The sequence below is a fragment of the Pseudomonas sp. GW101-3H06 genome, from assembly GCF_059424605.1.
In genome coordinates, this window is record NZ_JBWKZO010000001.1 from 976155 (window position 1) to 995749 (window position 19595).

At 58.5% G+C, this 19595-nt stretch carries 18 protein-coding genes; 13 read left to right on the top strand and 5 right to left on the bottom strand.

All coding sequences use genetic code 11. The annotated features are described in order from the left end of the window. Positions 1–137 precede the first annotated feature (137 nt). The gene (locus AC07ZE_RS04405) at positions 138–1832 is read right to left on the bottom strand and encodes a lactate permease LctP family transporter (RefSeq protein WP_207261668.1); all 1695 of its coding nucleotides are present in this window, start codon (positions 1830–1832) and stop codon (positions 138–140) included. A 262-nt stretch (positions 1833–2094) separates the two neighbouring features. On the opposite strand from AC07ZE_RS04405, the gene AC07ZE_RS04410 reads away from it, so the two are divergent. Beyond that, entirely contained in the window at positions 2095–2862 is a 768-nt protein-coding gene (locus tag AC07ZE_RS04410) for a GntR family transcriptional regulator (RefSeq protein WP_207261671.1), read from the top strand. 61 nt (positions 2863–2923) lie between these two features. Here the strand turns inward: AC07ZE_RS04410 and smpB are convergent, their stop codons facing one another. After that, positions 2924–3406 (bottom strand): SsrA-binding protein SmpB, encoded by a 483-nt coding sequence (gene smpB, locus AC07ZE_RS04415; RefSeq protein WP_137806057.1) that lies wholly within the window; start codon positions 3404–3406, stop codon positions 2924–2926. A 120-nt stretch (positions 3407–3526) separates the two neighbouring features. Here smpB and AC07ZE_RS04420 point away from each other — a divergent pair, with 120 nt between their 5' ends. Genes AC07ZE_RS04420 through AC07ZE_RS04430 form a run of 3 tightly spaced genes read left to right on the top strand, consistent with a single transcriptional unit; the run spans position 3527 to position 5679 of the window. Next, positions 3527–4930 (top strand): sodium-dependent transporter, encoded by a 1404-nt coding sequence (locus tag AC07ZE_RS04420; RefSeq protein ID WP_207261673.1) that lies wholly within the window; start codon positions 3527–3529, stop codon positions 4928–4930. A gap of 7 nt (positions 4931–4937) precedes the next feature. Then, positions 4938–5372 (top strand): type II toxin-antitoxin system RatA family toxin, encoded by a 435-nt coding sequence (locus AC07ZE_RS04425; protein ID WP_207261675.1) that lies wholly within the window; start codon positions 4938–4940, stop codon positions 5370–5372. Beyond that, positions 5365–5679, top strand: a complete 315-nt coding sequence (locus AC07ZE_RS04430; protein ID WP_207261677.1) for an RnfH family protein — start codon at positions 5365–5367, stop codon at positions 5677–5679. The genes AC07ZE_RS04425 and AC07ZE_RS04430 overlap by 8 nt, the downstream gene beginning before the upstream one ends. A 58-nt stretch (positions 5680–5737) precedes the next feature. Here AC07ZE_RS04430 and AC07ZE_RS04435 read toward each other — a convergent pair whose 3' ends face one another. Continuing rightward, complete coding sequence (locus AC07ZE_RS04435; RefSeq protein WP_207261679.1) at positions 5738–6265, bottom strand: outer membrane protein assembly factor BamE; 528 nt, start codon at positions 6263–6265, stop codon at positions 5738–5740. A 97-nt stretch (positions 6266–6362) separates the two neighbouring features. Between AC07ZE_RS04435 and fur the strand changes: the two genes are divergently transcribed. Next, positions 6363–6767 (top strand): ferric iron uptake transcriptional regulator, encoded by a 405-nt coding sequence (fur, locus tag AC07ZE_RS04440; RefSeq protein ID WP_003197684.1) that lies wholly within the window; start codon positions 6363–6365, stop codon positions 6765–6767. A 76-nt stretch (positions 6768–6843) separates the two neighbouring features. Here fur and recN read toward each other — a convergent pair whose 3' ends face one another. Then, positions 6844–8517, bottom strand: a complete 1674-nt coding sequence (gene recN / locus AC07ZE_RS04445) for a DNA repair protein RecN (protein WP_095194008.1) — start codon at positions 8515–8517, stop codon at positions 6844–6846. A 241-nt stretch (positions 8518–8758) separates the two neighbouring features. Between recN and grpE the strand changes: the two genes are divergently transcribed. The 8 genes from grpE (at position 8759) to AC07ZE_RS04485 (ending at position 19229) form a co-directional block, all read left to right on the top strand. Then, on the top strand, positions 8759–9325 hold the full coding sequence (gene grpE / locus AC07ZE_RS04450; RefSeq protein ID WP_207261681.1) for a nucleotide exchange factor GrpE: 567 nt from the start codon (positions 8759–8761) through the stop codon (positions 9323–9325). Between the two features lie 102 nt (positions 9326–9427). After that, complete coding sequence (dnaK, locus tag AC07ZE_RS04455) at positions 9428–11344, top strand: molecular chaperone DnaK (RefSeq protein ID WP_207261694.1); 1917 nt, start codon at positions 9428–9430, stop codon at positions 11342–11344. Between the two features lie 298 nt (positions 11345–11642). Then, positions 11643–12767, top strand: coding sequence for a molecular chaperone DnaJ (gene dnaJ, locus AC07ZE_RS04460; protein WP_007973132.1), 1125 nt, complete (start codon positions 11643–11645; stop codon positions 12765–12767). Positions 12768–12777: 10 nt separating this feature from the next. After that, a complete protein-coding gene (gene dapB, locus AC07ZE_RS04465) occupies positions 12778–13581 on the top strand; it encodes a 4-hydroxy-tetrahydrodipicolinate reductase (RefSeq protein ID WP_095194005.1) in 804 nt (267 codons plus the stop codon). 259 nt (positions 13582–13840) lie between these two features. Beyond that, positions 13841–14977: a glutamine-hydrolyzing carbamoyl-phosphate synthase small subunit gene (gene carA, locus AC07ZE_RS04470; RefSeq protein WP_095965946.1), complete on the top strand. Its 1137-nt coding sequence runs from the start codon at positions 13841–13843 to the stop codon at positions 14975–14977. Between the two features lie 118 nt (positions 14978–15095). Next, entirely contained in the window at positions 15096–18317 is a 3222-nt protein-coding gene (gene carB, locus AC07ZE_RS04475; protein WP_207261695.1) for a carbamoyl-phosphate synthase large subunit, read from the top strand. A 2-nt stretch (positions 18318–18319) separates the two neighbouring features. After that, positions 18320–18796, top strand: coding sequence for a transcription elongation factor GreA (gene greA / locus AC07ZE_RS04480; protein WP_207267760.1), 477 nt, complete (start codon positions 18320–18322; stop codon positions 18794–18796). A 28-nt stretch (positions 18797–18824) separates the two neighbouring features. Then, positions 18825–19229, top strand: a complete 405-nt coding sequence (locus AC07ZE_RS04485) for an MFS transporter (RefSeq protein WP_207261696.1) — start codon at positions 18825–18827, stop codon at positions 19227–19229. A gap of 9 nt (positions 19230–19238) precedes the next feature. Here the strand turns inward: AC07ZE_RS04485 and AC07ZE_RS04490 are convergent, their stop codons facing one another. Further along, the gene (locus AC07ZE_RS04490) at positions 19239–19547 is read right to left on the bottom strand and encodes a YhbY family RNA-binding protein (RefSeq protein ID WP_017336468.1); all 309 of its coding nucleotides are present in this window, start codon (positions 19545–19547) and stop codon (positions 19239–19241) included. Positions 19548–19595: the final 48 nt, after the last annotated feature.

Below are 19595 nucleotides of genomic sequence, written 5' to 3' on the forward strand. Positions count from 1 at the left end.
CTCTCGGCCGGTTATCCGTCCGCTGAGGCTGCTGAATATAGAGATTGTCGCTTTCAGCAGCCTTACAGACCGGGTTGTGAATAGCTGACGCCGGAGTCGTGGTCCGGCGTCGGTTTTTTCTATGCGGCGGGTAGGACTCAGTGCACCAGCATGCCGGTGAACCAGTAGGCCTGAGCCAGGGTGATCAGGCCGACGATGGTTGCAAAGAACAGGCTGTGCTTGAGCGTGAAGCGGAACAGATCCGATTCCTTGCCCACCAGTCCGGTCGCGGCACAGGCCACGGCGATCGATTGTGGCGAAATCATCTTGCCGGTCACGCCGCCGCTGGTGTTGGCCGCCACCAGCAAGGTGTCGTTGACACCGATCTGGTGCGCAGTGGTCGCTTGCAACGAGCCGAAGAGGGCATTGGACGAGGTGTCGGAACCGGTCAGGAACACGCCCAGCCAACCAAGGAACGGCGAGAAGAACGGGAAGGCTGCACCAGTACCGGCCAACACCAGGGCCATGGTCGACGACATGCCCGAGAAGTTGGTGACGAAGGCGAAAGCCAGCACCATACCGATGGACAGAATCGGCCAGCGCAGTTCGTAGAAAGTCTCTTTCAAAGTGGTCAGACCAGTTCTGAGGTTGATCTTCAGAACCAGCATCGAAATCAGTGCCGAGAAGAAAATCGCCGTACCTGTCGCGGAAATCGGGTCAAGCTTGAACACGGCCGGGATGGCGGTCGGATTGGCCACGATCGGTGCAACTTTGACCACCATCTGGTCCAGGTGCGGAATGGCGAAGTTGAACACCCAGCTGTACATGGAACCGCCGGCGGCAAACATGGCCTTGAACGGTTTCAGGGTCCAGATGGTGACCAGTACGGTGAGGATCAGGAACGGCGACCATGCCTTGATGATTTCCCCCAGGCTGTAAGGCGAGGCCACGGTGGTGCGCTTTTGGCCGAAACCACCGTTGCTGGCGCTCACCACGGAGGCGGATACGGCGCCGACGATGTGTTGGCCGGCGGCGCGCTTGGGCTGCCAGACTTTCAGGAACAGTGTCAGGGAAACCAGGCTGGCCAGCGCCGAAGTGATGTCCGGCAGTTCCGGGCCGATGAAGTTGGAGGTGAAGTACTGGGTCACGGCGAAGCTCAAACCAGCGACCAGTGCAGCAGGCCAGGTTTCGCGGACGCCACGCAGGCCATCCATCATGAACACCAGCCAGAACGGCACGAACAACGACAGCAGAGGCAGTTGACGACCGGTCATGGCGCCGATCTTGAACGCGTCGATGCCTGTCACTTGCCCGGCCACGATGATCGGAATACCCAGCGCACCGAACGCCACCGGCGCGGTGTTCGCGATCAGGCACAAGCCTGCGGCGTACAGCGGATTGAAACCAAGGCCTACCAGCAACGCGGCGGTAATCGCTACCGGCGCACCGAAGCCGGCCGCACCTTCGAGGAACGCACCGAAGCAAAAGCCGATCAACAGCACTTGCAGGCGCTGGTCGTCGGTAATCGACAGCACCGAGCTGCGGATCACTTCGAACTGGCCACTCTTGACCGTCAGCTTGTAGAGGAATACGGCGGCGACGATGATCCAGGCAATTGGCCACAAGCCATAGGCGAAGCCATATCCGGCGGCGGCGAATGCCATGTCGACCGGCATCTGGAAAGCAAAGATCGCCACCAGAATCGACAAGGCCAGGGTGATGCTGCCGGCCACGTGCCCTTTGAGACGGAACACGGCCAGGGCCAGAAAGAAAAACACGATGGGGATGACGGCTGCGAGCGCGGATAAACCGAGGCTGCCGAGTGGGCTGTAGAGCTGTTGCCAAGTTTGCATATGGGGTGGCCCCTAATTGTTGTTGGTCAGGCACTGATCAGCGTTCTTGGATAATTGGTAAGACCAATTTACAATCGCTGTTGGCTAGGGTAAAAGCCTTGTATGCGGTGTGTCAATTTGCCGCCCTAAAACTTTTGTCGAATGCGTGATCAGTCGCCGCATTCGGGTTGCCGGGTTAAATGCTTGGCAACAGGTGCCGACACGGCGCGAATGGACCAGAATAGAGCCCCGGCGAGTCGTCGGGTCGTGGAGAAATCGAGTTATGGGGTTTGATCAGATACGTCAGCGCCGTTTGTCTGACGATATTGTCGAGCAACTGGAGGGCATGATCCTTGAAGGCACGCTGAAGGCCGGAGAGCGTCTGCCGGCCGAACGGGCATTGGCCGAGCAGTTCGGTGTGTCACGCCCTTCGTTGCGCGAAGCCATTCAGAAACTGGTCACTAAGGGTTTGCTGGTCAGTCGCCAGGGGGGTGGCAACTATGTGGTGGAGTCCCTGGGTACGACCTTCAGTGATCCACTGCTGCAACTGCTGGAAAGCAATCCCGAGGCTCAGCGCGATCTGTTGGAATTTCGCCATACACTGGAAGCGTCCTGCGCTTACTACGCCGCCTTACGTGCCACGGATGTTGATCGCGAGCGACTGACCGCGGCGTTCAATGAGTTGCAGGACTGTTATTCGCGGCACGATGAGGTCAGTCGGGCGGAAGAAGGCGCGGCGGATGCGAAATTCCATCTGGCGATTGCCGAGGCGAGCCACAACGCGGTGCTGCTGCACACCATTCGCGGCTTGTTCGACCTGCTCAAACGCAACGTGGTCACCAACATTGGCGGCATGTACAAACAGCGCACTGAAACCCGCGATATGCTGATCACGCAGCACCGGGAATTGTATCTGGCGATTATCGAAGGCAGGGCGGAGTGCGCGCGGGAAGTCTCCAGTCGCCACATTCTGTATGTGCAGGAAGTGCTGGAAGAAGTGCGTCAGGAAGTTCAGCGCGTGGCCCGGGCGGAGCGGCGCAAGGGGATGTAGGGGTATTCTGTGGCGAGGGAGCAAGCTCCCTCGCCACAGTAGTCGCGGTCAGGCCAGAAGATTACTCTTCCTTACCCTTGTTCCGCACCGCACGCTGCAGCTCGCGACCGGCATCGCGCTCGCGCTCGGTATCACGCTTGTCGTATTCCTTCTTGCCCTTGCCCAGTGCGATCTCGCACTTGACCATGTGCTTGCTCCAGTACCAGGACAGGCACACGCAGGCGTAACCTTTTTGCTGTACGGCTGCGGACAGCTTATCCAGCTCGCGGCGGTTGAGCAGCAATTTACGGGTGCGGGTCGGATCGGCAATGACGTGGGTGCTGGCGGTCGTCAGCGGCGTGATGTGGCTGCCGAGCAACCAGGCTTCGCCGTCCTTGAGCAGTACGTAACTGTCAACCAGTTGCAGCTTGCTTGCCCGCAAACTTTTTACTTCCCAGCCGGCCAGGACCAGACCAGCCTCGAACCGATGTTCGATGAAGTAATCGTGTCGCGCCTTTTTATTTTGCGCGATGGTCCCTGTGGGGTGTTTCTTCTGTTTAGCCATAGGGGCGGCATTATAGGGAGTTGCAAGCGAGTCGGCTACGGTGATGCTGCGTGCTTGAGCAGGTTGATTGAATCCCGGACAATGCGCGCTCTTTTTTTTGAACGCTTGGTCGTAATATCGATGTCGACAGACAAGGTTTCTGTCCACGGCAGTTGGGCTAGCCGCTGGGTTTTCATACTCGCCGCGACCGGTTCTGCCGTGGGGCTGGGCAGCATCTGGAAATTTCCGTACATGGTCGGCGTCTATGGCGGCGGTGCCTTTGTACTGATGTTTCTGGCCTGTATTGCGCTGATCGGTGTCCCGGTCATGTTGGCGGAAACCCTGATCGGCCGGCGGGCACGGCAAAGTCCGGCCAACGCCTTGAAGGTGCTGGCGCTGGAAGCGGGGCATTCGGCGAAATGGTCCTGGGGTGCCTTTGCCGGGATGATCACGGCGTTGCTGATCCTGTCTTTCTACAGTGTGGTTGGCGGCTGGTCGCTCGATTACATCATCGACATGGGGCGTGGCGACTTTCAGGGGGCGACACCCGATCAGGTGGGGGCGTACTTTGGCAATGTCATTGCCGACCCGTGGCGCCTGACATTTTGGCACACGATTTTTATGCTGTTGTCGGCGGTTGTAATCGCCAGGGGCGTGGTTGCCGGGCTTGAGCGCAGCTTGCGTATCATGATGCCGCTGCTGTTTGTGATGGTGATTGTGTTGCTGGGGTACAGCATGACCACCGGATATTTCATGGAGGGCGTGCATTTTATGTTCGACTTCCATCCGGAAAAAGTCTTTGAAGGTTTGTTGCCGGCCATGGGGCACGCGTTCTTTTCCCTGAGCGTGGGCGTTGGTTCGATCATGATCTACGGCGCTTACATGCCGAAGAGCTCGTCTATTTCCGGGACAGTCGTTGGCGTGGCGCTGCTCGACACTTTTGTTTCCCTGGTGGCCGGTCTGGCACTGTTCCCGATCGTGTTCGCCGCGGGTCTGAACCCGAGCGAAGGTCCTGGGCTGATGTTTGTCAGCCTGCCGTTTGCCTTCGGTAACGTAGCGTTCGGTCAGTTGATGGGCGTAGTGTTCTTCGTGTTGGTGGCGATTGCGGCCTGGAGTTCGGCGATCTCACTGCTCGAGCCGATGGTGGCGTACCTGGTCGAACGGACAAAAATCAGCCGCGCCTGGGTGACCTTCTGGCTGGCATTTACCTGCTGGTTTGTCGGTCTGGGCACGGTGTTTTCGTTCAATATCTGGAAGCAAGCCAAGTTTTTCGTGAACGAAGGCGGTTCGTTCCACCTCTACCAATGGGGGGCGGCGAGCGGCCTGGATTTCTTTGGCGTGATCGATTTCTTCACTTCGCGGATCATGTTGCCACTCGGTGGTTTGTGTTTCGTGGTGTTCGCGGGCTGGGTGATGAACCGGGAAGTGGTGCGCGACGAACTGTCGCTCCGCAACCCTGCGTTGTTCGCCCTGTCTTTGTTCTTGATGCGCTATGTGGCGCCCATCGGCATTCTTGTAGTGTTTGCCGCCCAGTTGTGGAAATGACGCTGACATGACGACACACATTTCACGTTCGGCCTTGTTGCCGTACCCGGCGCAAGCCCTGTATGACCTGGTCAATGACGTGGCGCGATATCCTGAGTTCCTGCCGTGGTGTTCATCCGCCGAAGTGCTGGAAAGCTCGCCCGAGCATATGCGTGCCAGCGTCGGTGTAGCGAAGGGAGGGCTCAGCCAGCATTTCGTGACGCGTAATACCCTGATCCCTGGGAAGTCGATCGAGATGAACCTCGAAGAAGGCCCGTTCACTCAGCTGCATGGCATTTGGGTATTCAAGGCTTTGACCGACAAGGCCTGCAAGATCAGTCTGGACCTGTCGTTTGATTACGCCGGACCCATTGTTCGCGCGACCCTGGGGCCGTTGTTCAATCAGGCGGCCAACACGTTGGTGGATGCGTTCTGCCAGCGGGCCAAGCACATACATGGTTGAGGCAGTGATCGAGGTCGAAGTGGTCTATGCCGCTGTTGATCGGCAGGTGCTTTTGTCGGTGAAGGTACCGCCAGGAACAAGCATTCGGGCGGCGTTGCTGCAATCCGGGATTGGCCAATTGTTTCCGGAGCTGGATTTGGCCACATGTCCCGTTGGGATCTTCGGCAAGGTGATCGTCGATCCCGGCAACCGGTGCGTCCAGTCTGGGGATCGCATCGAGATTTACCGGCCTTTGCTGGCGGATCCGAAGGAAGTTCGTCGGTTGCGTGCAGCCAAAGCGGCCGAAGCCAAGGCCCGGAATCAGTGAGTGTTACGGCCAGGCAATAAAAAACCCGGGCATGCCGGGTTTTTTATTGCATCGCAAATTATTGCGGCGAGGTGTCCAGTGGTTCTGGAGTGGGAACCGGAACAGTTTCTACACCGTCCACTTCCTTCTGGATCTGATCCAGCAACGAACCTGGTTTGACCGGTTTTTCCGGTTTCGGCTTCTCGACGTTTTCAGTTGGCGCGGTCACGGTAGTGCCACTGTCCTGGCCGAGAATGGCCTCGTCACGGCTCACGCCTGGCATGAAATCACCGGAGAGGCTGACAAGTTGATCATTTGGGTTGAAGATAACGCTAATGCGTTCCTGTTGGCGTTCACCGCCCCCTGGTTGCAGGCTGTACAGGTAATCCCAGCGATCGGCATGGAACGTGTCGGTCAACAGAGGGTTGCCCATGATAAACCTTACTTGCTTACGGGTCATTCCCGGGCGTAACTGGTCTATCATGTCCTGCGTGACGACATTGCCCTGCTGGATGTCGATTTTGTAAACCCCGGGGAATGAACAACCGGCGAGTGCGAGCAGTCCCACAAAGGTGAAACTGGTTAGCAAGAGCTTGGTGTTTTGCATCGGTGGGCGACTTCCACTATCTTGGCTGGGACAACGTAAACGCCGATCATACCCGCATTAAGAGAAGCTGCGAAGCAGCATCGCGAGAAAGCTGACCATGGTTGAAAATAGCGAACTACGCAAAGCCGGCCTCAAAGTGACCCTGCCACGGGTCAAGATTCTGCAAATGCTCGATTCCGCCGAGCAACGCCACATGAGTGCCGAGGATGTCTACAAGGCACTGATGGAGGCTGGCGAGGACGTCGGTCTGGCCACGGTTTACCGTGTACTGACTCAGTTCGAGGCAGCTGGCCTTGTGGTGCGACACAACTTCGACGGAGGCCATGCGGTCTTCGAGCTGGACGACGGCAAGCATCACGACCATATGGTCAACGTCGAGACCAGTGAAGTGATCGAATTCTTCGACGAAGAAATCGAGCGCCTGCAGAAAGCAATCGTCGACAAGTATGGCTTCGAGATGGTTGATCACAATCTGGTGCTGTACGTGCGCAAGAAAAAGTAAGCATGTCGCGCGAACACAAGCTTCGCGAAACGAACGAAGGCGACCCTTGGGTCGCCTTCGTGCTTTCTGCATCGACTTAAGCTTTTGCAGCAACCACCATTTTTTTGGCGTGAGCCAGGGATTCCTTGGTGAGATCGATGCCGCCCAGCATTCGAGCCACCTCTTCGACACGGTCATTCTTGCTCAGTTTTGAGACGGCAGTACGGGTAGCATCTTCACCTCGTACTTTGTGCACAAACAGGTGCTGATGACCCTGCGCTGCGACTTGTGGCAAGTGCGTCACAGTCAGAACCTGCCCGCGCTCTCCGAGTCGACGCAGCAACTGGCCGACGATCTCGGCCGTCGGGCCGCCAATGCCCACGTCCACTTCGTCGAAGACCAAGGTCGGTACGCGAGAGGTTTGTGCGGTAATAACCTGGATAGCCAGGCTGATCCGTGACAGCTCGCCGCCGGATGCGACTTTCGCCAGGGCCTTCAATGGCTGCCCTGGGTTGGCGCTGACCAGAAGCTCGACCTGCTCGAGCCCGTTAGGCAGCAGTTCGTCTCCGCTGTTGGGGCGCAGTTCGATGGTGAAGCGCCCTCCGGGCATCCCCAGGCGCTGGATTTCCTGTTCCACTGCGCTGGCCAGGCTGGTGGAGGCCTGGTGACGCAAATCGCTCAGTTCGCGGGCCTTTTCCTGGTAGTGACGGGCGTAGGACGACAGCTCGTCGCTCAGGCGCTCGATGGATTCGTCATTGGCGTTCAGGGTTTCGATTTCATCCAGCAGCTTTTGTTGCATCTCGGCGACTTCAGTCGGCTGAATGCGATGTTTGCGCGCCAGGGTGTAGATCGAGTCGAGGCGTTCTTCCAGGTACTGAAGGCGCGAAGGGTCGGCGTCGAAGTTGTCGAGGAAGCGATTCAGCTCGCCCACGGCTTCCTCCACCTGGATCTGTGCGCTGGTCAGCAGGCTGCTGGCTTCGCCCAGCGCGCCTATCGAGTTGTTCACGCTCGACAGGCGGTTGAGGCTGGCGGTCAGGGCGTTCAGCACGTTGCCGGAATCACTTTCGCTGCATTGCTCGACCACCTGCCGGCAGATGCCCAGCAGGGTTTCAGCATTGGTCAGGTTCTTGTGTTCCTGTTCAAGCTGCTCCAGTTCGTTGTCGCCCAGGCCCAGGTTTTCCAGCTCTTCGAGCTGATAGCTGAGTAATTGGTGGCGAGCGCGCTGTTCGTCGCCGGAGTTGGAGAGTCGCTCCAGTTCCTGGCGGGTCTGGCGCCAGCGTTGGGCGGCCAGCTGTACCTGGCGGGCAAGGTCCGTCGCGCCGGCGTACTCGTCGAGCAGGCGGCGGTGGGTGTCGGTCTTGAGCAAGGATTGGTGTTCGTGCTGGCTGTGGATATCGATCAGCAGTTCGCCCAGCGCCTTGAGGTCACCCAAGGGGCAGGGGGTGCCGTTTATATAGCCGCGTGAGCGCCCTTCGGCGGTAATGACCCGGCGCAGGATGCACGGGCCATCGTTCTCGAGATCGCGTTCGGCCAGCCAGGCGCTGGCTTCCGGGATGTCGACCAGGTCGAAGGTCGCCAGGATGTCGGCCTTGTCTGCGCCCGGTCGAACCACGCCGCTGTCTGCGCGATCGCCAAGGGTCAGGCCGAGCGCGTCGAGCATGATCGACTTGCCGGCGCCGGTTTCGCCTGTGATCACGCTCATCCCGCGATCGAGTTCGAGATCGAGATGTTCAACGATGGCGTAGTTGTGTACGGACAGGTGCACCAGCATAAAGGCCGCTCCCAGGCATTAGGTCTGGTTATTTATACAGTGTTTTGTTTCGGGCTGACAATGCCCTTCGTTAGCTCGATTCGCTTGATCCGACGAAATCCTTGGTGCGTTCTGGAATGATAATGCAGCTGTTTTTTGTAGGGTTAATGCACGGGCGCCCCTTGAAGCTGCATTTTGCGGCCCCATATAGCTGGGCAGAAGCGCGAGTCAGGCTCGCAGACGATATTGAAAGGAGAATTCTATGGCTGACGAACAGACAGTGGATACGCAAAATCCAGACGCCAATCAGGCGCCCGAGGCTTCGGGTGACGACCTGGCGGCTCGTGTACAAGTGCTCGAAGAGCAACTGGCAGGCGCGCAGGATCAGGCTTTGCGTGTGGCCGCCGATCTGCAGAACGTCCGCCGTCGCGCCGAGCAGGATGTAGAAAAGGCTCACAAATTCGCGCTGGAAAAATTTGCCGGCGATCTGCTGCCGATCATTGACAGCCTGGAGCGCGGCCTGGAGTTGTCCAACCCGGATGACGAAAGCATCCGCCCAATGCGCGAAGGCATCGAACTGACCCTGAAAATGTTCCAGGACACCCTGAAGCGTTATCAGCTGGAAGCGATTGATCCGCATGGCGAGCCGTTCAATGCCGTCAAGCATCAGGCAATGGCGATGCAGGAAAGTGCTGACGTCGAGCCGAACAGCGTGCTCAAGGTGTTCCAGAAGGGCTACGAGCTCAACGGTCGCCTGTTGCGTCCGGCAATGGTCGTGGTCAGCAAGGCGCCGGCAGCTGTTTCGCCTTCGATTGATGAGCAGGCTTGAAATTAGCCGCAAGGCCCCCATTTAGAAGTCAAGCGTTTAAGTGCTACCGCAGTTAGCCACCACTGCTGCGGCAACCAAATCCAAAGTTTCGGGAGAGTGAACATGGGCAAAATTATCGGTATCGACCTGGGGACTACCAACTCCTGCGTCTCCGTGATGGAAAACGGCACAGCCAAAGTTATTGAAAACGCCGAAGGCGCACGCACCACGCCGTCGATCATCGCTTACGCCAACGATGGCGAAATCCTGGTTGGCCAGTCGGCCAAGCGCCAGGCGGTGACCAATCCGCACAACACCCTGTACGCGGTGAAGCGTCTGATCGGTCGTCGCTTCGAAGAAGAAGTCGTTCAGAAAGACATTCAGATGGTCCCTTACAAGATCGTCAAGGCTGACAACAACGACGCCTGGGTTGAAGTGAACGGCCAGAAAATGGCTCCGCCACAAATCTCGGCTGAAATCCTGAAAAAAATGAAGAAGACCGCCGAAGACTACCTCGGCGAGCCAGTGACCGAAGCGGTGATCACCGTTCCGGCCTACTTCAACGACAGTCAGCGTCAGGCCACCAAAGACGCCGGCCGCATCGCGGGCCTGGACGTAAAACGTATCATCAACGAACCAACCGCGGCCGCTCTGGCATACGGCATGGACAAGGCCAAGGGCGATCACACCGTGATCGTTTATGACCTGGGTGGCGGTACTTTCGACGTGTCCGTGATCGAAATCGCCGAAGTCGATGGCGAGCACCAGTTCGAAGTGTTGGCCACCAACGGCGACACCTTCCTGGGTGGTGAAGACTTCGACATTCGTCTGATCGACTACCTCGTCGACGAATTCAAGAAAGAAAGCGGCATGAACCTTAAGGGTGACCCGCTGGCGATGCAGCGCCTTAAAGAAGCCGCTGAAAAAGCCAAGATCGAGCTGTCTTCCGCTCAGTCGACCGACGTGAACCTGCCGTACATCACCGCAGACGCCACCGGTCCTAAGCACCTGAACGTGAAGATCTCCCGCGCCAAGCTGGAAGCGCTGGTAGAGGACTTGGTTCAACGCACCATCGAACCTTGCCGCATCGCCATGAAAGACGCCGGTATCGATGTCGCCAAGATCAACGATGTGATCCTCGTCGGCGGTCAGACCCGTATGCCGCTGGTTCAGAAGCTGGTGACCGAGTTCTTCGGTAAAGAGCCTCGTAAGGACGTAAACCCGGACGAAGCCGTTGCCGTGGGTGCTGCGATTCAGGGCGCCGTTCTGGCGGGTGACGTGAAGGACGTTCTGCTGCTGGACGTCAGCCCGCTGACCCTGGGTATCGAAACCATGGGTGGCGTGATGACTGCGCTGATCGAGAAAAACACCACGATTCCTACCAAGAAATCGCAAGTGTTCTCGACTGCCGACGACAACCAGGGCGCCGTGACCATTCACGTGCTGCAAGGTGAGCGTAAGCAAGCGGCGCAGAACAAGTCCCTGGGCAAGTTCGACCTGGCCGAGATTCCACCGGCACCACGTGGTGTACCGCAAATCGAAGTGACCTTCGACATCGACGCCAACGGCATTCTGCACGTAGGCGCCAAGGACAAGGCTACCGGCAAGACTCAGTCGATCGTGATCAAGGCCAACTCCGGTCTGTCCGACGAAGAAATCGAGCGCATGGTGCGTGATGCCGAGGCCAACGCCGAGGAAGACCGCAAGTTCGAAGAGCTGGCCGCTGCCCGTAACCAGGGTGATGCACTGGTTCACTCGACGCGCAAAATGGTCGCTGATGCTGGCGACAAGGTGAGCGCTGAAGAGAAGGCCGCAATCGAAGCCGCAGTCGTTGCCCTGGAAGCCGCTGTAAAAGGCGACGACAAGGCCGCTATCGAAGCCAAGGTTGAAGAGCTGTCCAAGGTCTCCGCGCCAGTGGCTCAGAAAATGTACGCCGAGCAGGCGCAGCCAGCTGAAGGTGCTGCACCGCAAGGCGAATCGGCTGAGAAGGCTGACGACGTCGTCGACGCCGAGTTCGAAGAAGTCAAAGACCACAAGTAAGTTGTTGGTCGGCCGGTTGACTGCCTTCAGGCGGTGACTGGTAGGATGTCGCCGCGCGGGAGCTTGCTCCCGCGTTGGCGTGTCTGGAGTTAGCGAATTTTTACAACATGCGACAACGTTCGGATGTTGGTGGCATGGCCGGAAATGCTCCTGCTTTCCGAGCCGGAAGTGCCGCATCGAAACAAAGACCAGGATCGTTGAATTGACGTGAGTTGGGTCCGGGCCTGCATTGGGGCTCAACGAGTTCGGCGAGGCTCAGGAGAGGTTTGTCGAACGTCCTCAAGAGTGCAAAAGACTTATGGCAAAGCGTGACTATTACGAAGTATTGGGTGTTGAACGAGGCTCAAGCGAGGCGGACCTGAAAAAGGCCTACCGTCGCCTGGCGATGAAGCACCACCCGGACCGTAATCCCGATGACAAAGCGTCGGAAGAGATGTTCAAGGAGGCCAACGAGGCCTACGAAGTGCTGTCCGATTCCAGCAAGCGTGCGGCGTACGACCAGTACGGCCATGCCGGTGTCGACCCGAGCATGGGTGGCGGCGGTGCCGGTTTCGGTGGCCAGAACTTCTCCGACATCTTTGGTGATGTCTTCAGTGACTTCTTCGGTGGCGGTCGCGGTGGTTCCCGTGGCGGTGCTCAGCGCGGCAGTGATTTGCGTTACACCCTGGAGCTGGACCTGGAAGAAGCGGTGCGCGGCACGACCGTGAATATCCGTGTTCCGACATTGGTCAACTGCAAGCCGTGCGACGGCTCGGGTGCCAAGAAAGGCTCTTCGCCGGTGACTTGCCCGACCTGTGGCGGCATCGGCCAAGTACGCATGCAGCAAGGTTTCTTCTCGGTGCAGCAGACCTGCCCGCGCTGCCATGGCCAGGGCAAGATCATTTCCGACCCGTGCGATTCCTGTCATGGCGAAGGTCGTGTCGAGGAATACAAGACCCTGTCGGTGAAAGTGCCGGCCGGTGTCGATACCGGCGACCGCATTCGCCTGTCCGGCGAAGGCGAGGCGGGTGCCCAGGGTGGGCCGACCGGTGATCTGTACGTGGTGATCAATGTGCGCGAGCACTCGATCTTCCAGCGCGACGGCAAGCACCTGTTCTGTGAAGTGCCGATCAGCTTCGTCGATGCGGCGCTGGGTGGCGAGCTGGAGATTCCGACCCTTGATGGTCGGGTCAAGCTGAAGATTCCTGAAGGTACTCAGACCGGCAAGCAATTCCGTGTTCGTGGCAAGGGTGTCGCGCCTGTACGTGGCGGCGGTGCCGGTGACTTGATGTGCCGTGTAGCGGTCGAGACACCGGTCAACCTGAGTCGTCGTCAGCGCGAAATGCTGGAAGAGTTCCGCAGCTCGCTGGCGGATGACAACAGCCATTCACCGAAAACCACGGGCTGGTTCGAAGGCGTGAAGCGCTTCTTCGGCGATTTGTAAGGAGGCAGGCATGCGACGTATAGCTGTGATGGGCGCCGCCGGGCGCATGGGTAAAACCCTGATCGAGGCGGTGCATCAAGCGCCGGGCGCTGGCCTGACCGCGGCCGTGGATCGTCCTGACAGCACGCTGGTTGGCGCCGATGCCGGTGAGCTGGCTGCGCTGGGCCGAATTGGTGTGCCGCTGTCCGGTGATCTGGACCGTGTCGTTGACGAATTCGACGTGCTGATCGATTTCACGCACCCGACGGTGACCCTGAAGAATCTCGTCTTCTGCCGCAAGCACGGTAAGGCGATGATCATTGGCACCACCGGTTTCAGTGTTGAAGAGAAGCAGTTGCTGGCGGAGGCGGGCAAAGATATCCCGATCGTCTTCGCCGCCAACTTCAGCGTCGGTGTAAACCTCTGCCTGAAGTTGCTCGACACTGCCGCTCGTGTGCTCGGTGATGATGTCGATATCGAGATCACCGAAGCCCACCATCGGCATAAAGTCGATGCGCCGTCGGGAACGGCGGTGCGCATGGGCGAAGTGATCGCCGATGCGTTGGGTCGTGACCTGAAGAAAGTGGCGGTTTACGGTCGTGAGGGCCAGACCGGTGCTCGTGAGCGTGAAACGATCGGTTTCGCCACTGTGCGCGCCGGTGACATTGTTGGTGATCATACCGTGCTGTTCGCTGCTGATGGCGAGCGTGTGGAGATCACTCACAAGGCGTCCAGTCGCATGACCTTCGCCAAGGGTGCTGTACGTGCCGCGTTGTGGCTGGATGGGCGCGAGCCTGGCCTTTACGATATGCAAGACGTACTCGACCTGCGTTAAGATATGCCCGAAATCGGGTTCAAACCCTGCGTTTGAGCCCGGTTTTACTCCGCCAAGCGACGACCTGTTGCATTCTCCGGCCTTTCGGGCTCATTGGCGGTAGACCAAAAATGCCTTTTTCTGTAAGCTACAGCTTTAGTGTGTCCACTAAAAGCGCGCAGAATAATTCAGTGAAGAAGCGGGGTGACGTGTCCATACGTCACTCCGCTTTTTTACAACCTGCGATCGCCCTTTCAGGCTTTATTTACGGGAGGTCTTCTTGACTAAGCCAGCCATACTCGCCCTTGCTGATGGCAGCATTTTTCGCGGCGAAGCCATTGGAGCCGACGGTCAAACCGTTGGTGAGGTGGTGTTCAACACCGCAATGACCGGCTATCAGGAAATCCTTACCGATCCTTCCTACGCCCAACAAATCGTTACCCTGACTTACCCGCACATCGGCAACACCGGCACCACGCCGGAAGATGCCGAGTCGAACCGCGTCTGGTCCGCTGGCCTGGTTATTCGTGACCTGCCACTGGTAGCGAGCAACTGGCGTAATACGATGTCCTTGTCCGACTACCTGAAAGCCAACAATGTTGTGGCGATCGCCGGTATCGACACCCGCCGCCTGACACGCATCCTGCGTGAAAAAGGCGCGCAGAACGGCTGCATCATGGCCGGTGACAACATTTCCGAAGAAGCCGCCATCGCCGCTGCCCAGGGCTTCCCTGGTCTCAAAGGCATGGACCTGGCGAAAGTCGTCAGTACCAAGGATTCCTACGAGTGGCGCTCGACTGTCTGGGATTTGAAAACCGACAGCCACGCGACCATCGAAGCTTCCGAGCTGCCATACCACGTGGTGGCCTACGACTACGGCGTCAAAGTGAACATCCTGCGCATGCTGGTCGAGCGCGGTTGCCGCGTGACCGTTGTACCCGCTCAAACCCCTGCGGCTGATGTGCTGGCGCTGAAGCCGGATGGCGTATTCCTGTCCAACGGCCCTGGTGATCCGGAGCCTTGCGACTATGCGATCCAGGCGATCAAGGATGTGCTGGAAACCGAGATCCCGGTGTTCGGTATCTGCCTCGGTCACCAGCTGCTGGCCCTGGCCTCCGGCGCAAAGACCCTGAAAATGGGCCACGGCCACCACGGTGCCAACCACCCGGTCCAGGATCTGGATACCGGTGTCGTGATGATCACCAGCCAGAACCACGGTTTTGCGGTTGACGAAGCGACCCTGCCGGCCAACGTCCGCGCGATCCACAAATCGCTGTTCGACGGCACCCTGCAAGGGATCGAGCGCACCGACAAGAGCGCCTTCAGCTTCCAGGGTCACCCTGAAGCCAGCCCTGGCCCGAACGACGTAGCGCCACTGTTCGATCGCTTCATCAATGAGATGGCCAAGCGACGCTGATCGCTCGCCCTGATGCAGCAAAGCTTGAGGGCGGTCCCGATACCGGCGTCCCCCTCAAGTCTTCATAGATTGAACAAGACGGCTTGCCGACTGACCTGCGGATTTGAGTGACAAACCCATGCCAAAACGTACAGACATTAAAAGCATCCTGATTCTCGGCGCTGGCCCGATTGTTATCGGCCAGGCCTGTGAATTCGACTACTCCGGCGCCCAGGCCTGTAAAGCCCTGCGCGAAGAGGGTTACCGCGTCATCCTGGTGAACTCTAACCCGGCCACCATCATGACTGACCCGGCCATGGCCGACGCCACTTACATCGAACCGATCAAATGGCAGACTGTCGCCAAGATCATCGAGAAAGAGCGTCCGGACGCACTGCTGCCGACCATGGGTGGTCAGACTGCCCTCAATTGCGCCCTGGACCTGGAGCGCGAAGGCGTTCTGGAGAAGTTCGGCGTAGAAATGATCGGTGCCAACGCTGACACCATCGACAAGGCTGAAGACCGTTCGCGTTTCGACAAGGCCATGAAGTCCATCGGCCTGGCGTGCCCGCGTTCGGGTATTGCCCACAGCATGGAAGAGGCCAACGCGGTCCTTGAGAAGCTGGGCTTCCCGTGCATCATTCGTCCTTCCTTCACCATGGGCGGCACCGGCGGCGGTATCGCTTACAACCGTGAAGAGTTCGAAGAAATCTGCGCCCGTGGCCTGGACCTGTCGCCAACCAAAGAGCTGCTGATCGACGAATCGCTGATAGGCTGGAAAGAGTATGAGATGGAGGTTGTCCGCGATAAGAAGGACAACTGCATCATCGTTTGCTCCATCGAAAACTTCGACCCGATGGGCGTGCACACCGGTGACTCGATCACCGTGGCGCCAGCACAGACCCTGACCGACAAGGAATACCAGATCCTGCGTAACGCCTCCTTGGCGGTACTGCGCGAGATCGGCGTGGAAACCGGTGGTTCCAACGTCCAGTTCGGTATCTGCCCGAACACTGGTCGCATGGTTGTCATCGAGATGAACCCGCGTGTATCCCGCTCCTCGGCACTGGCTTCGAAAGCCACCGGTTTCCCGATCGCCAAGGTCGCAGCCAAGCTGGCTGTGGGGTACACCCTGGACGAACTGTCGAACGACATCACCGGCGGCAAGACCCCGGCGTCCTTCGAGCCGTCCATCGACTACGTTGTGACCAAGCTGCCACGTTTCGCCTTCGAGAAATTCGCCAAGGCAGACGCACGCCTGACCACGCAAATGAAGTCGGTCGGTGAAGTCATGGCCATCGGCCGCACCTTCCAGGAATCCCTGCAGAAAGCCCTGCGCGGCCTGGAAGTGGGCGTCTGTGGTCTGGACGAGAAGGTTGACCTGAGCAACCCGGAAAGCATGAGCATCCTCAAGCGCGAACTGACCGTGCCGGGTGCCGAGCGTATCTGGTACGTGGCGGACGCAATGCGCGCCGGCATGAGCGTTGAAGACATCTTCAGCATGACCATGATTGATCCTTGGTTCCTGGTGCAGATGGAAGATCTGATCAAGGACGAAGAGAAGGTCAAGACCCTGGGGCTGACCAGCATCGACCGCGACCTGATGTTCCGACTCAAGCGCAAAGGTTTCTCCGATCAGCGTCTGGCCAAGCTGCTGGGCGTGACCGAGAAGAGCCTGCGTGCTCATCGCCACAAGGTGGAAGTATTCCCGGTCTACAAGCGTGTCGACACCTGTGCCGCCGAGTTCGCCACGGATACCGCTTACCTGTACTCGACGTACGAAGAAGAGTGTGAAGCCGCGCCGTCGGGCCGCGACAAGATCATGATCCTGGGCGGTGGTCCGAACCGTATCGGCCAGGGCATCGAGTTCGACTACTGCTGCGTACACGCGGCACTGGCCCTGCGCGATGATGGTTACGAGACCATCATGGTCAACTGCAACCCGGAAACCGTTTCCACCGACTACGACACCTCCGATCGCCTGTACTTCGAACCCGTAACCCTGGAGGACGTGCTGGAAATCGTCCGCGTCGAGAAGCCAAAAGGCGTGATCGTCCAGTACGGTGGTCAGACCCCGCTGAAACTGGCTCGCGCCCTGGAAGCCGCCGGTGTGCCGATCATCGGTACCAGTCCTGACGCCATCGACCGTGCCGAAGACCGCGAGCGCTTCCAGCAAATGGTCCAGCGCCTGAACCTGCGTCAGCCGCCAAACGCCACCGTGCGTAGCGAAGACGAAGCGATTCGTGCTGCTGCCAAGATTGGCTACCCGCTGGTGGTGCGTCCGTCCTATGTGTTGGGCGGTCGTGCGATGGAAATCGTTTACGAAGAAGAAGAGCTCAAGCGCTACCTGCGTGAAGCGGTTCAAGTGTCCAACGACAGCCCGGTGCTGCTGGATCACTTCCTCAATTGCGCGATCGAAATGGACGTGGATGCTGTCTGCGACGGCAAGGACGTGGTGATCGGCGCGATCATGCAGCACATCGAGCAGGCCGGTGTTCACTCTGGTGACTCCGCGTGCTCGCTGCCGCCGTACTCGCTGCCGGCGCACATCCAGGACGAGATGCGCGAACAGGTCAAGAAAATGGCCCTGGAGCTCGGCGTGGTCGGTCTGATGAACGTACAGTTGGCGCTGCAAGGCGAAGATATCTACGTCATCGAAGTCAACCCGCGTGCTTCCCGTACCGTACCGTTCGTGTCCAAGTGCATCGGTGTTTCCCTGGCAATGATCGCTGCACGCGTGATGGCTGGTAAAACCCTGAAAGAGCTGGGTTTCACCAAGGAAATCATCCCGAACTTCTACAGTGTGAAAGAGGCGGTGTTCCCGTTCGCCAAATTCCCTGGTGTTGACCCGATCCTCGGCCCTGAGATGAAGTCCACCGGCGAAGTGATGGGTGTGGGTGACACCTTCGGCGAAGCGTTCGCCAAGGCGCAAATGGGTGCCAGCGAAGTGCTGCCGACCGGTGGTACTGCATTCATCAGCGTCCGCGACGACGACAAGCCGCTGGTTGCGGGCGTGGCCCGTGATCTGATCAACTTGGGCTTTGAAGTGGTTGCCACTGCCGGTACTGCCAAGCTGATCGAAGCCGCAGGCCTGAAAGTGCGCCGCGTAAACAAGGTGACCGAGGGCCGTCCGCACGTGGTCGATATGATCAAAAATGACGAAGTCACTCTGATCATCAATACCACCGAAGGCCGCCAGTCGATCGCCGACTCCTATTCCATTCGTCGCAATGCCCTGCAGCACAAGATCTACTGCACCACGACCATTGCTGCTGGCGAAGCGATCTGCGAAGCGCTGAAGTTCGGTCCCGAGAAGACCGTGCGCCGCTTGCAGGATCTACACGCAGGATTGAAGGCATGAGCATAACGAAGTACCCGATGACCGTTCAGGGCGCTCGCGCCCTGGAAGAGGAGCACGCTCACCTGACCAAAGTCGTCCGTCCGAAGCTCAGCCAGGATATCGGTACGGCCCGCGAGTTGGGTGACTTGAAGGAAAACGCCGAATACCACGCCGCTCGCGAGCAACAAGGTATGGTCGAGGCGCGGATCCGTGACATCGAAGGCCGCATGCAGAACGCTGTGGTTATTGACGTCACGACCATTCCTCATACCGGCAAAGTGATATTTGGCACGACCGTCGAAATCGCCAACGTCGAAACGGATGAAAGCGTGACCTACCAGATTGTTGGTGAGGACGAAGCTGACATCAAACTCGGCAAGATTTCGGTCGGCTCGCCCATTGCTCGCGCCTTGATCGCCAAGGAAGAGGGCGATGTGGTCGTCGTCAAAACGCCTGGTGGCGTTATCGAGTACGAGATTGTCGAAGTTCGCCACCTCTAAAGGCAGGCGTCCGCTTCGAGCGGGCGCCATGCTTTGGCAGCTGACCCAGATGTTGTGGGTCGGCGGTCTGTGGTTATTGCACATCGGTCTGCTGCCGGTGCTGGGGCGAATCGGCCTGGCGCCGCTGCTGATCGACGAAATCGCAGGCATGTTGAATGCGCTGGTGGTGGGGTTTGCCGCCGCGTGCGTGGTTTTTCAGGCTTTGGTGCTGGTTCAGGCCGAGGGCCTTGCCAGTCTATGGCGGGATATTCGCGGGCAACTGTTGTTGATGGCGCTGTATGCGTGTGCGATGTACTTCGCGGCGCGTATCGGTTGGCCGGATGCAGTGCGTTGGCAGGTGTTCAGCTATCTTGTCCTGGGCCTTTCCGGGCTGGTGCTGGTATTGCAGCCCGTGCCGGGATGGAGTGGCAGGGTGCGCGAAGCACACCCCTGACCCTTGCCATCACTTGAAGCGATGGACGTTCGACAGCTGCTTGTTGACGCTGAAGTTCTTGCGGTAAATCAGTGCCATTTTGCCGATGACCTGAACCAGGTCCGCTTTGCCGGCTTTGCACAGTTCTGCAATGGACGCCAGGCGCGATTCGCGATCCAGGATGTTGAGCTTGATCTTGATCAGTTCGTGATCCGCCAAAGCGCGTTCAAGTTCGGCTAGCACACCTTCAGTCAGACCGTTGTCAGCCACAATCAAAACTGGTTTCAGATGGTGGCCAATGGATTTGTACTGTTTCTTCTGCTCTTGAGTGAGCGGCATAATCTGACCCTTTCGTCTGGATTCTGTAAAATGGCGGCCATTTTACCC